The organism is Pseudopedobacter sp., from assembly GCF_040392825.1.
Lineage (GTDB): Bacteria > Bacteroidota > Bacteroidia > Sphingobacteriales > Sphingobacteriaceae > Pseudopedobacter.
In genome coordinates, this window is the sequence record NZ_JBEBVH010000070.1 from 1 (window position 1) to 16293 (window position 16293).

Sequence of the window (16293 nt, forward strand, 5' to 3'; positions counted from 1 at the left end):
GGTTTATTTTCCTGCTGGAAAATATCTGACTGGTCCTATACATTTAAAAAGCAATATCACTATTTTTATAGATGCTGGTGCAGAACTGCATTTCAGCGATAATTTCGATCATTACTTGCCAATGGTTCCGTCCAGATGGGAAGGTACAGAAGTAATCAATTTTTCACCGTTGTTTTATGCAAAAGACGTAGAAAACATCGCGATTGTTGGTCGTGGTTTAATTGATGGTCATGGTAAAAACTGGTGGAGATTTTCTGAAGTAGAAGTAAAGAAATTAACAGAAGACAGCAAATGGCAAAAAGAATTTAAACGCTTGAATCCGAATGTGTTGGCTCCGGATCTGCCGGGCTGGATTGAAAGAGGTTTTCTACGCCCGCCTTTTATCCAGTTTATGAACTGTAAAAATGTACAGATTAAGGATATCAAGATTCAAAATTCGCCATTCTGGACAATCAACCCGCAATATTGTGATAATGTAACAGTGGATGGAATTACAATAGACAATCCACCTTCTCCAAATACAGATGGTATTAACCCGGAATCTTGCCGGAATGTAAGAATTGCAAACTGTCATATATCGGTTGGTGATGATTGTATCACCATTAAGTCCGGAAAAGACCGTTCTGGAAGAAAAGTAAATATTCCAGCAGAAAATTATACCATTACCAATTGTACCATGTTACGCGGACATGGAGGTGTGGTAATAGGTAGTGAAATGTCTGGAGGCGTTAAAAATATAGCGATTACTAACTGTATTTTTGATGGTACAGATCGTGGAATTAGAATTAAATCAGCAAGAGGTAGAGGTGGTGTTGTAGAAGATATCCGCGTAAGCAATATCATTATGAGAAATATCAGAGATCAGGCAATTGTATTGGATTTACAGTATGCAAAAACCAATCCTGAGCCTATTTCCGAAAGAACACCAATTTTCAGAAACATTCACATTAGTGATATTACAGCTTCTACAAACAGAGCTGGTTATCTGAACGGTTTAGAGGAATTACCTATTTCAAATATCAGTTTTAATAATGTCAACATGACTGCGAATACTGGCTTTCTGATTAAGAATTCCAAAGATATCAGCTTCAACAATGTTCAGCTAAATGCTAAAAGCGGAAATATCATCACCACCGAAAATGTATCGAATGTAAATGTAAACGGTGTCAGGACTTTTGAGCCGAAAGCCGGAGTTGCCTTGGTAGAGCTAACTAATACTCAGGGTGTTTATATCCATAATTCTTTTCCTATTGCAGGTACAGACACTTTTGTTTCTGTAAAAGGCGAACAATCTAAAGATATTGTGATCACAAACAATAATCTGAAAAATGTAGCTAAGGTTTTAGATAAAGCTGCAGATGTGAAAAATGAAATTCAGGTAACCGGAAATATCCAAAAATAAGATGAATAAAACTGCGTTAAAGGCGATTCTAATATGTTTGGGTTTGGGAAGTACTTTCGTCTCTCAAGCTCAGCAATCAAAAAATGTCTTGTGGTATAAACAACCTGCAAAAGAATGGACAGAAGCTTTGCCTATTGGAAATGGTAAAATCGGAGCCATGATTTTTGGAGGTGTGGCACAAGACAGAATCCAGTTTAACGAAGAAACCTTATGGACCGGAAGTCCGCGAAACTATAATAAACCAGATGCTTATAAATATCTCCCGCAGATTAGAACACTTTTGCAGCAAGGTAAGCAGCGCGAAGCTGAAGCTTTGGCTATGCAGGAGTTTATGGGATTGAAAAGCGAAGCAGGAGATAAGGAAGCATGGTTGAAAGAAATAGAGAAAACGAGGCTGAACCCGAAAGGACCGGCCGCTGCTAGTTTTAATGATAAAGCATGGAAAGGCTTTTACGTACCGACTTATGAAGGCTGGGAAACTTTGGGTTTAGAAGGTCTGGATGGTGCGTTATGGTTTAGAACGCAGTTTACTCTGCCTGATAATTGGAAAGGTCAGGATTTAATACTGGACTTAAATAAAATCAGACAGGTAGATTATACCTATATAAACGGGCATTTGGTTGGTCATTCAGAAAGAGACGACGTAAAAAGAAATTACACTATTCCGGCTAAATATCTAAAGCCTGGAAAAAATATGGTTGCTGTCCAGGTAATCAATTTTATTGATAAAGGTGGTATTTCAGGATATAAAGATACCACCCAACATATAGGAGTGTTTCCGAAAGGGAAATCTGTAAAAGAAGGAATTTCTTTAAACGGAAACTGGAAGTACTGGGTTCAGGATGATAATCCTCCGGCTCCTGCGGTTTATCAGGCAAGTTATCAGCCTTTTGGTGATATTTATCTGAACTTTAAACATCAGGAATATACAAACTATAAACGCGAACTGGATTTGAATTCCGCTCTGGCTAAAACATCTTATAGCCATAAAGGAACAAATTATACAAGAACGTATTTTGTAAATGCTCCTCAAAATACTTTGGTGATTCATCTGGAAGCTAATCAGCCGAAAAATGTAACTTTTACAGCATCTTTTGATTCGCCTCATTCGCAAAAAAGCATTCGTAAAATAGATGATCGCACTATTGCTTTGGATGTAAAAGTTAAATACGGAGCACTGTTTGGCGAAAGTATTCTACATTTAAAAAATAAGAATGGAAAGATAAGTGTTAAAAATAATCAGCTGGTTGTAGAAGGTGCAGATGAAGCGACTTTAATGCTATTTGCCGCAACTAATTTTGTGAATTTTCAGGATGTTTCCGGAAAGCCATCTGTTAAAAATCAACAGACTTTAGCATCTGCTGAAAATCTGGATTATCAGACTTTAAAACAAAACCATCTACAGGATTATACAAGTTTATACAATCGTTTCAGTTTAAGTTTTGGAGGAAATTCCAGAGAGGATTTACCGACAGATGAACGCATTCGGGAATTTTCAAAAACAGCTAATGATCCCGCTTTATTGGCTTTGTACGCTCAGTACGGACGCTATTTGTTGATCTCGTCATCCAGAGCCAATACACAGCCGGCCAATTTGCAATATTAATGTGGAAATGAATTACTGGCTGTCGGAAATGCTGAACCTTTCCGATTTACACCAGCCACTTTTTGGGATGATAGAAGATTTATCCAAAAGTGGAGCCGAAACAGCTAAAAACTATTATAATCTTCCGGGCTGGGTTCTACACCACAATACGGATATTTGGCGCGGAGCTGCACCAATAAATAATTCCAATCACGGGATTTGGCCAACAGGAGGTGCATGGTTAACAACACATCTTTTAGAACATTATGCTTTTACAAAAGACCAAGCTTTTCTGAAAAAGTATTATCCGATTATCAAAAATTCGGTACTATTCTATAAAGACTTTTTAGTTGTAGATCCAATAAGCGGATGTTTGATTAGCACTCCGTCGAACTCGCCTGAGCATGGTGGTTTGGTTGCAGGTCCAACCATGGATCATCAAATCATCAGGGCTTTATTTGATGGTTTTGTAAATGTGAGTGCGGCTTTAGGTTTAGATGAGGATTTGAGAAAGGAAATCCAAACTAAAAAACAACAAATTTTACCAAATAAAATTGGTAAGTATGGGCAGTTACAGGAGTGGATGGTTGATGTAGATGATAGAAACGATAAGCATCGTCACGTTTCTCATTTGTGGGCATTGCATCCTGGAAATGAGATTAATTGGGAAACGACTCCTGATTTATTGGAAGCTACCAAACAAACTTTAAAGTTTAGAGGTGATGATGGAACCGGATGGAGCCTGGCGTGGAAGATCAATTTCTGGGCGAGGTTGAGAGACGGTGAGCATACTTACAAAATGATGCAGATGTTGTTGGCACCGGCTGGGAAAAGTGGTGGATCTTATCCAAATCTGTTTGACGCACATCCGCCTTTTCAAATAGACGGTAACTTTGGTGGAGCGGCGGGCATTGCAGAAATGTTGGTGCAAAGTCATACTTCTTTTATAGAAATTTTACCCGCTTTGCCTCAGGCTTTACAAACGGGTGAGGTTAAAGGGCTGAAAGCAAGAGGTGGTTTTGAGCTGGATTTCTCGTGGTCAAACGGCAAGTTGCAAAAGTTAACGGTTAAATCTTTGGCAGGAAGAACTTGCCGTTTGAAAGTTGGAACTTTGATAAAGGAGTTTAAAACTGAAAAAGGCGTAAGTTATGTTTTTGATGGGAGTTTGCAGGAATTATAATGTCTGTAATGATAATAAGTGCCGTCATTTCTAACGGGGAACGAGGAGAAATCTCCTTTATGAGTGCTTTCGCGATTGAAATGACGCTAAAAAGGTAGTCATGCTGAACTTGTTTCAGCATCTCATTATACAAATAATCTTTTTATGATGGGATCCCGAATCGAGTTCGGGATGACGCAATGATGAGTGGTTCTCCCTATCTGTTGGTTTCTCGGTTCAATCGACATATCATATTAAGCCTCGTAACAAACCAGAACAATTAAAAGCGAAGACAATTTAAAGAACATAAGGTTTTTGAATTTTTACTTTAAATAGAAAATGAATTTATTGAGAAGCGGATTAACCAGCATATTTTTATTAATTTCTTTTTACTTATCTAATGCAGCAGAGATAAGGAAATCCATTTCCTTAAATAGTGAGTGGAAAACTGTTGCTGATGATTTTGATAAAGAAAAATACAACGACTTTAATCAGGCATCATTTAATGACAAAGATTGGAAGAAAGTAAACGTTCCGCATAATTGGGATAAATACGAAGGATACAGAAGGCTTTTACATGGAAACAGACATGGTTATGCCTGGTATAGGAAAACGTTCAAAATAGAAGATCAACCAAACACCAATAAAAAATATTTCCTGTTTTTTGAGGGAGTAGGATCTTACGCCACGGTATGGTTAAACGGTAAACAGGTAGGTTATCATGCCGGTGGCAGAACAACTTTTACTTTGGATATTTCAAAGGAAATTTTGTTGAATAATCAGGAGAATATTTTGGCTGTAAGAGCCGATCATCCGGCCGAGATCAGAGATTTGCCCTGGGTAGATGGTGGATGTTCATCGGAAAGAGGTTTTTCTGAAGGATCGCAACCAATGGGTATTTTTCGTCCTGTTCAATTAATCGTAACTAATGATGTAAAGGTTGAGCCTTTTGGTGTGCATATCTGGAACGATGAGCAGATTTCGGAAAAAGAAGCTACCTTACATCTCACAACAGAAATTAAAAATTATGGATCGAAATCTAAAAAAGTAACTATTAAACAGAGCTTTTTAGATGCCAAAGGAAATTCGGTATTTCAACTAAATCATACACAGAATTTAAAAGGATTACAACAACTTGTAGTTAAACAACAGTCTCCTAAAATAGCGAATCCTATTTTATGGGATTTGGAAAATCCATATCTGTATACCTTAAAAACCCAGATTTTGGAAAATAATCAGGTGATAGATGAGATAAAAACACCTTATGGCATCAGATGGGTAAGCTGGCCTTTAGGATTGGCTCCGAATGGCGGGAAAACCTTTATGCTGAATGGGAAAACCGTATTTCTGAATGGAATTGCAGAGTACGAACATTTAATAGGAAATTCTCACGCATTTTCTTACGAACAGGTTTATTCGAGAGCTTCTCAAATGAAATCAGCAGGTTTTAATTCTTTTAGAGAAGGGCACCAGCCACATAATTTGCGCTACCAGGAATTTTGGGATGCCAACGGCGTTTTATTATGGACCCAGTTATCGGCACATATATGGTTCGATAATCCAGCTTTTAAAAAGAATTTTAAAAGCCTTTTAATAGATTGGGTAAAGGAAAGAAGAAACAGCCCATCGGTTATTTTATGGGGATTACAGAATGAAAGCACTATTCCGGAAGATTTTGCCAGAGAATGTACAGAATTGATCAGAAGTCTGGATCCAACGGCTTCGAAACAGCGTTTAGTGACTACCTGTAACGGTGGAAAAGGAACAGACTGGGACGTCCCGCAAAACTGGACGGGAACTTACGGAGGTTCGCCTGCTGCCTATGGGGAAGATTTGAAACGTCAGGTTTTAGTAGGAGAATATGGTGCCTGGAGAACTTTAGATTTACATTCCGAAGGCCCGCATTTACCAAATGTGCAGGATTATAACGAAGACCGTTTTACACATATTATGGAAACCAAGGTGCGTTTGGCTGATTCGGTGAAAAATGAAGTAGCCGGCCATTATTTCTGGTTGTGGACATCTCACGATAATCCGGGACGTGTACAAGGCGGCGAGGGTTTACGCGAGTTGGATAGAGTTGGTCCTGTAAACTATAAAGGTTTATTAACACCCTGGGAAGAACCGACTGATGCATTGTATATGTTTAAAGCAAACTTTGCATCCAAACAAAAGGAACCCATGCTTTATATAGCATCACATACCTGGCCGGAGCGTTGGAACAGTGCCGGGGTAAAGAATAATATCAATATTTATTCGAATTGTGATGAGGTAGCACTGATGAATGATATTGACGGACCGGTTTTAGCCAGACAAAAAAATCCGGGCTTGGGAAAGCATTTCGTATTTAATAACGTGTTTATAAAATACAATGTACTTTATGCGGTTGGCTATGTAGGCGGAAAAGTTGTAGCCAAAGATATGCTTGTATTAAACAATCTGACGCGATCTCCGAATTTCGAAGCGCTTTATGCTTTTGAGGACAGCGGACTGATTAAACCCACAACAGGTTTGAATTATATCTATAGATATAATTGCGGTGGAGGAGATTATACCGATCAGTTCGGAAATGTATGGCTGGCCGATAGAAGAAAAACAACTTCTAATGCCTATGGATCTTCTTCCTGGACAAATGCTTTTCCTGGAATTCCAACATTCTTTGCCAGTCAGCGAAGAACTTTCGACCCAATTTCGAATACCAGAGATTGGGGATTATTTCAGGAATTCCGATATGGAAGAGACGAATTGAAATTTGAATTTGAGGTTCCTGATGGAGAATATCAGGTTGAATTGTTTTTTATAGAGCCCTGGTTGGGAACAGGTGGTGGTACAGGTGCCTCTAAATGGAGACTGTTTGACATTGCTGTAAATGATGAAATAAAAATAAAAAATCTGGATATATGGAAAGAAGCCCGCCATGATCAGGTTTTAAAGAAAGTTATTTCAGCAAAGCCGAAAGATGGAAAACTGATGATCCATTTTCCAAATGTCAAAGCCGGGCAAGCATTAATTTCTGCCATTGCTATCGCTACGAAAGATCAATCTGTTATTAAGGCAAGACCTGTCTTTAGCGATTTTGTGGAAGAGAATAGTCAGATTGTACTAAAAAAATGGGCAGACATAGGGAACAGGTACAGTGCAGATAGAAGCTTCTCTACATTAACTCCGGCATTATTTGGAAGTGAATATTTAGTAAATACAGCTATAAAAGAAAATGTCAGCCTAAAACTGAAAGAAAAAACAACGGTTTATCTGGCGATTAAAAAGACTCCTTTTAAGGCTTATGTTCCTCAAGGTTTTGATGATGCCAAAGAATCGTTTAAAAACAATATAGGAGAACAATTTAATGTTTATGTAAAACGTACAGAAAAAGGTGAAGTACTGAATTTTGAAAAACTTGATTTTCCAAATTATATACTTTTCTTTAATGAAATCAACGGGTTACAACCAGCATACGATTTAAAAACGGCAACCACCTATAAGGCCAATACTTTAAAGCCAGGGGATGGAATTGAAAAAATAGATTTTTTAAAACAAGACAGGCTGATTTTTAGAAAAGATAATGCTATTATAGAATTTGAGATAAAAGTTGGTGTGGCAGATGTTTATTCGCTGACTTTTAAATATCATAATCCATTTAAAGCAGTTAAAACCGCCAGTGTTGAAGTAGTGACTTTGGACGGAATGGTTTTAAAGCCTGCGGAACTCATCCAGTTGGATCCAACGAGAGAAGGAAAGTGGAATTATTTCAATACCAATACCGGAACGATGATTAATGCAGGAACTTATAAAGTCCGTTTAAAAGCCATAGACGCTAAAGATGTTTATGTGGATGGTTTGGATGTTCAGTAGTTTTCGCAGTATCTGGTAGTTAGTATGAAGTATAGAGATGTCCGAAGTCGGGAGACGGAAGACCGAAGTTTGGTAGATTAACCACAAAGTACACAAAGAATGCACAAAGTATACAAAGTGCAGAGTAAAAGAACTTCGCGTACTTTGTGAAAATCCTAGTATTCTTTGCGGTTTTTCAACATTAGAAACTAAACATTTAAAATTCCATCAGTTTCTATTCAGGTACTTCTTTTTATAATCTAACGGAGTCATTCCGGTAACCTTTTTAAAATGTCTGTAGAAATTGGATACATTATTAAAACCACATTCGAAACAAATGACCTCGGTAGGAAGTTTATTTTCAACCAATAGGCGACAAGCGTGACTTATACGTATTTCAATTAGGAAATCATAATAGGTCTTTTTGGTCATCATTTTAAAATAACGGCAGAAAGACGTAACGCTAAGGTTAGATATATTGGCGATCTCTTCCAATGAGATATCTTTTTTATAATTACTATGTGTATAATTAAATACATTGTTTAAGCGTATGGTGTCCGCTTCGTTAGATTGAAGAAATGCACTTTGTGTTTTTACAATAGTATCGCATTCTTCGCTTTTGGCAAGTGTCTTCAAAATCTTTAACAAAGCAATTACCCGGTCTAAGCCATCTGTTTCAACACATTCCTTCATCAATTTAGCAATTTCCTTTTGTGTTTGGCCCTTAACTTTTAAGCCGTTTTTCGCTTTTTCATACAGTTTTGGAATCAGGTATGCTTCTGGGATAGATAAGAAAGTTTTTCCCAAACAGTCAGGTAAAAATTGTATTACAATAGCTTCAATCTCATAATCCGGATTGTTTTGATAGTATTCTTCCTTACACCGCCAGGCATGAGATAGGTTTTCTCCCACTAAAATAATTTCTCCGGGGTGAAAGTTGCTGATATTATCACCAATAAATCGTACACCTTCACCACGAATAGTATAATGTAACTCTAATTCTGCATGGTAATGCCATATGTTACCAAAATTAGGCATAATATCGTGTCTGGCGGTAAAAGAGCTTTCCAGTTTCACAGGTACCTTTCGAAATAATGGCTTCATATTAATTTGTGTTAACAGTTTATTCTGAAGAATGAAAAATTGAGCACTAATATACAAAAAATATAATATGATAATATCCTATAAGGAATAGGCAATAAGTAATAAAAATGCTACTCATCATTTCAGGAGCTTTGATAAAGAGAATATTAAGTCAATATTATGAAGTTGTTAATGAAAAATGTGATGGGTTTGTGCATTCTGATTTTCTTTGCGCAAACGGCTTTTAGTCAGTCGGCAAAGCAAAAAGAAGATGAGTATACTAAAGTCATCACAGTAAGAGCTGATAAAATAGTTGCTAATCTGGGAATAAGTGATTCGGGTAAGTATAATAAAGTTAGAGATATTATAGTGAATCAGTATAGAAGTTTAAGCAATCATCATGACGGAAGAGCTGAAAATATTAAGGCTATCAAATCAAAATATAGTACTCAAAAAGACCTTAGGGATGAAAAGATAAAGGAGTATGAGCAAAAAGAGGATAAAGCACTTAGAAAAATACACAAATCATATATAGCTAAGCTTTCGAAGCAATTGAATGCTGCTCAGCTGGAGCAGGTTAAAGACGGAATGACTTATGGCGTTTTACCGATTACAATAAAGGCCTATAACGAAATGTTGCCTCAGCTTACACAGGAGCAAAAAAGCACAATATTATCTTACTTAACAGAAGCCCGAGAATTGGCGATGGATGCTGCTGGTTCCAAGGAAAAACATCATGTTTTTGGAAAATACAAAGGTAAGATCAATAATTATTTATCAGCTCAGGGGATTAATATGAAGAAGGCGGGAGAGGAATGGCAACAGCGCATTAAAAATGCGAAAAACAATAAAAAGTAATAAAGATAATATTGTATAATTTATAGAGAAAATGCTATAAAAAAAGGTGTCAATCCCCTCTTAAATTTGAGTATAAAAAAAAAGCCTATATAATATTACGGAAGGTGAGGAATGTAACGTGTTAATTCGATGCTCCCAGAGGTGCATACTATATCTTAAGTGAAGATAAACCTTTTAAGTATAGGTTTGTCATTTACGTCACATCAATAATAGAATCTAAATTATCTAAATAAATAGACTAAGGACTATGAAAGTGTTTTTGCAGAGGCCATGGCTAAAGTTGGTTTATTGCCCTTTTCTTTTGGCTGTGTTTTTACCGGGTTTGAGTTTTGCCTATTCAGAAAACTTCAATACAAATAACTACATGTTATTTAAAGCGAATATCGCTAATTCAAGATTTATCAACGTTACAGGAACGGTTAAGGACAAGGACGGAAATCCTTTACCCGGGGTAATTATTCAGGTTAAAGGTAGCTCTTTATCGACCGTAACAAATGAAAATGGCATTTATAATCTAAATTTACCAGTAGGTAATGAAGTCCTTGTTTTTAATTATTTAGGATTTAAGAAAAAGGAAGTCTCTGCTGCTGGTCAAAGCAATTTGAATATCATACTGGAAGAAGATATATCTAAACTAGACGAAGTAGTTGTAATTGGTTATGGTACAGTAAAGAAAAGAGATTTAACTGGAGCTGTTTCTTCAGTTAAATCCGAAGAAATTACGGCAAATCCTGTAAGTAACGTTATGGAGTCTTTACAAGGAAGAGTCGCAGGATTAGATATTCAGAGAACCGATGGCAGATCTGGAGCGGAACCAACAGTATTGTTAAGAGGGAGACGATCGATCTCTGCGAATGAGGCCCCATTATATGTAATTGATGGAATCCCAGGAGGGAGTATCACCAGTTTAAATCCTAACGATATAGAATCGATAGAAGTTTTAAAGGATGCATCTTCAACAGCGATATATGGTTCTGAAGGAGCTAATGGTGTTATTATTATTACTACTAAAAAAGCCAGTGGAGAAAAAGTTCAAATTGACGTGAATTCTTATTATGGTGTAAATGAGGTGTCTAAATATCCTAAAGCGTTAATTGGTGACTCCTGGTTGCAGTATCAACAAGATAAATATTTTAATACTCACGGTTCTTATGCGAACAATTTATCTGATCTTAATATTTCCACTCCGGCAATTAATGCAATAGAGAGTCAACAGTGGCTGGATTGGACAGAATCTACTTTCCAGACTGGTATACAACAAAATCATCATATTTCTGTGAGAGGGGGCACTGCGAAAACTCAAGGCTATCTATCATTGGGTTATATAGGAGAAGAAGGTGTATATAAAAATGATAAATTGAATACTTACAATGTAAGGGCTGGAGCTGACAACAAATTCAGCGATGCGTTTAAAGTCGGAATTATATCTACGTTTAATTATAGAGATCAAAATCGTACCAATAGCAGAATAAACAAAGCTTTCTCAACTTATCCCTTGGGAACAGCATATACTCCAGATGGATCCGTTAATTTTAAACCAATAGAAGGTGATGATGCAACTATTTCTTTAATAGCAAACTATGCGCCCGGAGTCTTAGTAAATAATGGTAAGAATTTCAATTTGCAGATAAATCCTTATGTTGAAATTACTCCGATAAAGAACTTAAGTATTCGCTCAAATTTTGGCGCACAATTTAGCAATGGGCGGTCTGGATATTTTGCAAGTGAAAGATCTTATAATTTAGCTATAGAGAATAAGCCTAAAGAAGCATCTTATGAAACAAATTTAGGTTATAGCTATATATGGGAAAATATTGTTAATTATAATTTTACACTCAATAGAAATCATAATTTCACAGTAACAGGAGTGAGCTCATGGCAGGATAATCGAAGAGAAAATTCTTCGATTGTAGGTACTGGTTTGGACTACGATGAGTTTATCTACTATAATATCGGAGCTCTTCAGCAGATTACTTCCAAATCATCATCTTTCTATGGAACTAAGAAACTTTCTTTCGCAGGACGTTTAAACTATAGTTATAAAGGTAAATACCTACTTACCTTAACCAATCGTTGGGATGGCGCATCTCAACTTGTTCAGAAATGGGCTAGTTTTCCATCTGTAGCTGCGGCATGGAGAATCAGCGATGAAGGTTTTATGTCACCAACAAAAGACTGGTTGAGTAATATGAAGTTACGTGCTGGCTATGGTGTCGCGGGGACTGCGAACGTAAATGCCTATCAAACGGACACTGAGGTAACGTCTCGTAATTTAAATATGACTTTAGGAGGAAGTAATATATTACCTATTTATGTATTAAAGGCTGCTTTGGGAAACAAGGATATTACTTGGGAAAGAGCTTATAATACTAATATTGGATTAGATATGTCTTTCTTTAAAGATAGGTTGGAAGTGGTAATGGACTATTACAGGACAAAGACCGAAGGTATACTATATGTAAGAAGGATGCCTACCACAGCCGGTGGTGTAGATGCTAAAAATCCATATACAAAGCTTTCCAATATTGCCGACTCTAAAAATAGCGGATTTGAGTTAGCTATTAATAGCCGCAATGTTATTAAAAAAGATTTTAAGTGGAATACTGCTTTGACTTTTACCAAGGCGAAAGAAAAACTTTTAGGAATTGATCTAGGAGATGGTATAACAGCAGAGGACTTAGTTTCAGAAGGTTTGTTTATTGGCAGGCCAATAGGAACATTTTATGGGTATAAAAAAATAGGTGTATGGCAAACAGACGAGGCTACGGAAGCAGCTAAGTATGGAGCAAAACCAGGGGATATTAAACTAGCCACCAATGAGAAGTTTGATGCTAATGGTGTTTCAGATAACGGAATACATCCCTATTCTGCTTCAGATAGAATGGTTTTAGGAAAATCTAATCCAGATTGGACGTTAGGCCTACAAAATAATTTCTCTTACAAAAATTTTGACTTAGGCGTGTTTGTTACAGCAAGATACGGGCAGATGATTGATGCTGATATACTAGGTTATTACAATACATTGGCACAACCGGCTATGTATAATTATTGGACGCCAACCAATCCCACAAATGATTACCCATCTCCAGAATTAACTCCAGGAATAAGTAGCACCTATCAATCTGCTTTAACTTTTGTTGATGGATCCTATTTTAAAATAAAAAATATCACCTTGGGTTATACATTGCCAAAACAAATGTTAAGTAAGGTAGGCATTGGAAGAGCCAGGATATATGGTACAGCTTATAATCCAATTATCTTCTCTAAAAGCCATCTATTGAGGGATATTGATCCGGAAACTGGGGGATCAGATCAATTTCCGTTATATAAGCAATTTGTTTTTGGTATTAATCTATCATTTTAATGTTTAATCAGATGAAAAAGAAACAGTTAAAATATCTGGCAGCATTATTAGTTGTCTCAAACATATTGTCATCTTGCAAATTAGATGAATATAACCCAAGTACCGTGTCTGTCGAAACTGCTTATAATGATCGAGCTGGTTTTGAAGGATTAATAAATGCTTGTTATACGGACTTATATTATTTTTATGGTAAAGTTGACCTTATTGGTCCAACTGAAGCTGGTACCGACTCTTGGGTAAACTATGGTACAAGTGAAAACGGTTTGGCACTCTACAATAACACGCTCACGACTCAGACAGGCACAGTAACAACTGTTTGGAACGGATTATATTCAATGATTAATTTTTGTAATACTGCTATTTACTATTCTGCATCAGTTAAGGGATATGATAGAGAAGAAGAGCTGAAACAAAAATTAGCTGAAGTCTATTTTTTAAGAGCATTTGCTAATTTTCATTTGGTTGAACAATTCGGAGATGTAGTTTTAAGAACAACATCTTCGGCTGTAGAAGGTGTAGATGTTAAGCCAAAAAGAAGTTCTGAAAAGGAATTTTACGATTTAATTATTTCCGATCTTAAATACGCTTGTGAAAATTTACCAGTACACCAACAATTAAGGGGTAGAATAAGCAAGAAAGCGGCGTATGCTATGTTGGCAAAAGCCTATTTACAAAGAACAAGATTGGGGGATAGTCAAGAGTATGGAAGGTTAGCTTTGCAAACAGCAGAGGAACTGATCAATAATGCAGCTTCTTACGAAGCTAGTCTTTATACTTCGGATAATACTGAGTCGGGCTATACTAAACTTTGGAAAGGAAGTAACAATAAAAATAATACTGAGTTTTTATTTGTACAGGCAGTTGATCCAACAGGCAGTAATCCTGAAAACTTTAATAGAGGGAGGACACGTCAATATTATCTTCCGGATTTAAGAGGAAAAGGTGCAGAATGGGGAACACGAGAGACTAGCGTTTTATATGGAAGAGCTAATAGTAATTATTTTAAACCTACAAAATATCTACTAACACAAGTTTTTGAACCAGTTGAAAGTCCGGCAGATACGCGTTTTTCGGAAACTTTCAGGTACAAATTTTATGCTTCTTCTAACAAGTCCATTTCCCAGAGCATGATAGATCTTTACGGCAAAGATCAATCTTTACTGAATCATCAAATAAAAAATACTGTAGCGGCTTATACAGGGCCCGACTATTTTTGGGAATGGGGAGCTAGCCTGGAGGAAGAGCAAAATATGACTTCGGATGAGGGCTTAGCTGTAATGACTCCAAACTGGGTGATTCCTGTTTCACAAAAGAGATTGATTCCAGCTTTGGTTGTAGATCCATCAGATTTATTTAAAGCAAATGGAGACTATAAGGTTGCGGCAGACTATCCAAAAGGCGAAGGGTTAATGAATATGTTTCCGGCGATGAGGAAATTTTCTGCTAAATTATATGCTTATACAAATCAATATTGGTTAGGAGATATTCCAATTTTACGATTAGGTGAGGTCTATTTAATAGCAGCTGAAGCTGCTTTGTTAGCTAGTAACGACCAGGCAAAAGCTGTTCAATATATAAATACATTAAGAAAGAGAGCGGCTGTTATATCTAGACAAGGCGAGATGGAAGTAAGTGCAGCGGATATGAATATCGACTTTATTTTAAAAGAGCGAGCAAGAGAATTAACAGGGGAACACTTACGGTGGTATGATTTGAAGCGTACTAACAGATTGACTAAATCATATTTACAGTCTACAAACCCTATTGTTTCGGAAAACTTCAATGAAGCAAAACATACAAAACGTCCGATTCCTCAATCGTTCCTGGATGCAATATCGAATTCAGCCGAATTTGGAAATAACGGATATTAATTGTAGTTATCAAGTTATAAAAAAGGAAGGTTTTTAATCTTCCTTTTTTGTTTGAGAATACTTTGGATAGTAGTCTATCGGTTCTTTAAATTAATAATCCTATTTAAATTAAGTAAGGTATTTTTTGTTTAATAACATACTATAAACTATTGATAAGATGGTACAATAAATCAAAACAATAGCCTCGTATCTTGGTTCTAGATTAGGATTATAGACCGGAGTGTAAAATCAAAAGCGTCAGATATTGTCATTCTTCATGAGTGGCGAAAATATATTTGGATGCCATCATTATAAACCAAATCAATCATTTGAAAAAGAGAAAAGCAATGGAATTATCTTTACAAAGGCTGCAGAAAAAAAGCAAAAAATTAAAGGCGGTTTATGTGCCTTTAATGGTCGCTCTTTTAATGCCAGGCGCTCAAGCAAAGGAAGCTAAGGAAAAAAAGCTGGAGAAATACGGGAAAGAAGCTGCCCGTTTTGTTAACGTTACAGGTACTGTTAGAGACAGTAAGGGTGAACCTTTACCCGGCGTTGTCGTTACTATTAAGGGAACTCGTACATCCACAGCTACCGATGTAAATGGGGTATTTAGGTTGAATTTACCTAATGGAAACGAAACTTTAGTTTTTAGTTTTTTAGGTTTTGAAAGCAAAGAAGTAAAAGCAACCGGAACTACAAATATTACAGTTGTATTAAATGAATCTACTTCTACTTTGAATGAAGTTGTTGTTGTGGGATATGGTGAAAAAACGAGATCAGAGCTAGTAGGGTCGGTGGCAACTATTAAAGGTGAAGAATTGATGGATATTCCGGCACCAAATATTGCTGGAGCCATGAGGAATCGTATTGCTGGGGTAAGTGTAGATCAAGTTTCTGGTCGCCCTGGTTCGTCAATTACCTTGAATATACGGAACTCTACAGCTTCGGAAACCGCAGCGAACTACGGTGCAACAGATGAACCGTTATATATTATTGATGGGATTACAATGCCAGTAGGTGACCGTACATTCGACAATCTCGATCCATCGATGATTGAAAGCTTTACCTTTCTCAAAGATGCTTCAGCTGCTATATATGGAGCTGCAGGTGCAAAAGGGGTTGTGTTGGTTACGACAAAGAGGGGTAAACAAGGAAAACCTT

The 16293-nt window shown here is 36.7% G+C and carries 9 protein-coding genes and 1 pseudogene; 9 read left to right on the forward strand and 1 reads right to left on the reverse strand.

Annotation, left to right across the window (positions count from 1 at the left end):
* From ABWO41_RS07005 to ABWO41_RS07020, 4 genes and pseudogenes are all read left to right on the forward strand, one after another.
* Positions 1 to 1402, forward strand: a 1402-nt coding sequence (locus ABWO41_RS07005) for a glycoside hydrolase family 28 protein (RefSeq protein WP_353135532.1), incomplete at its 5' end; no start/stop codon positions are given.
* Between the two features lies 1 nt (position 1403).
* Positions 1404 to 3852 (forward strand): annotated as a pseudogene (locus ABWO41_RS07010) (glycoside hydrolase family 95 protein); the annotation flags it as partial.
* A gap of 54 nt (positions 3853 to 3906) precedes the next feature.
* A complete protein-coding gene (locus tag ABWO41_RS17240; protein ID WP_502945636.1) occupies positions 3907 to 4167 on the forward strand; it encodes a glycoside hydrolase family 95-like protein in 261 nt (86 codons plus the stop codon).
* A gap of 318 nt (positions 4168 to 4485) precedes the next feature.
* A complete protein-coding gene (locus tag ABWO41_RS07020; protein WP_353135541.1) occupies positions 4486 to 7998 on the forward strand; it encodes a malectin domain-containing carbohydrate-binding protein in 3513 nt (1170 codons plus the stop codon).
* Positions 7999 to 8205: 207 nt separating this feature from the next.
* Here ABWO41_RS07020 and ABWO41_RS07025 read toward each other — a convergent pair whose 3' ends face one another.
* On the reverse strand, positions 8206 to 9081 hold the full coding sequence (locus ABWO41_RS07025; protein ID WP_353135544.1) for an AraC family transcriptional regulator: 876 nt from the start codon (positions 9079 to 9081) through the stop codon (positions 8206 to 8208).
* Positions 9082 to 9240: 159 nt separating this feature from the next.
* Here ABWO41_RS07025 and ABWO41_RS07030 point away from each other — a divergent pair, with 159 nt between their 5' ends.
* From ABWO41_RS07030 to ABWO41_RS07050, 5 genes are all read left to right on the forward strand, one after another.
* Positions 9241 to 9918 (forward strand): DUF3826 domain-containing protein, encoded by a 678-nt coding sequence (locus ABWO41_RS07030; protein WP_353135547.1) that lies wholly within the window; start codon positions 9241 to 9243, stop codon positions 9916 to 9918.
* Positions 9919 to 10165: 247 nt separating this feature from the next.
* Positions 10166 to 13282 (forward strand): SusC/RagA family TonB-linked outer membrane protein, encoded by a 3117-nt coding sequence (locus ABWO41_RS07035; RefSeq protein WP_353135550.1) that lies wholly within the window; start codon positions 10166 to 10168, stop codon positions 13280 to 13282.
* 11 nt (positions 13283 to 13293) lie between these two features.
* A complete protein-coding gene (locus tag ABWO41_RS07040; RefSeq protein WP_353135553.1) occupies positions 13294 to 15153 on the forward strand; it encodes a RagB/SusD family nutrient uptake outer membrane protein in 1860 nt (619 codons plus the stop codon).
* A 256-nt stretch (positions 15154 to 15409) separates the two neighbouring features.
* Complete coding sequence (locus ABWO41_RS07045; RefSeq protein WP_353135556.1) at positions 15410 to 15589, forward strand: hypothetical protein; 180 nt, start codon at positions 15410 to 15412, stop codon at positions 15587 to 15589.
* Positions 15561 to 16293, forward strand: a 733-nt coding sequence (locus tag ABWO41_RS07050; RefSeq protein ID WP_353135559.1) for a carboxypeptidase-like regulatory domain-containing protein, incomplete at its 3' end; no start/stop codon positions are given. The genes ABWO41_RS07045 and ABWO41_RS07050, both read left to right, overlap by 29 nt.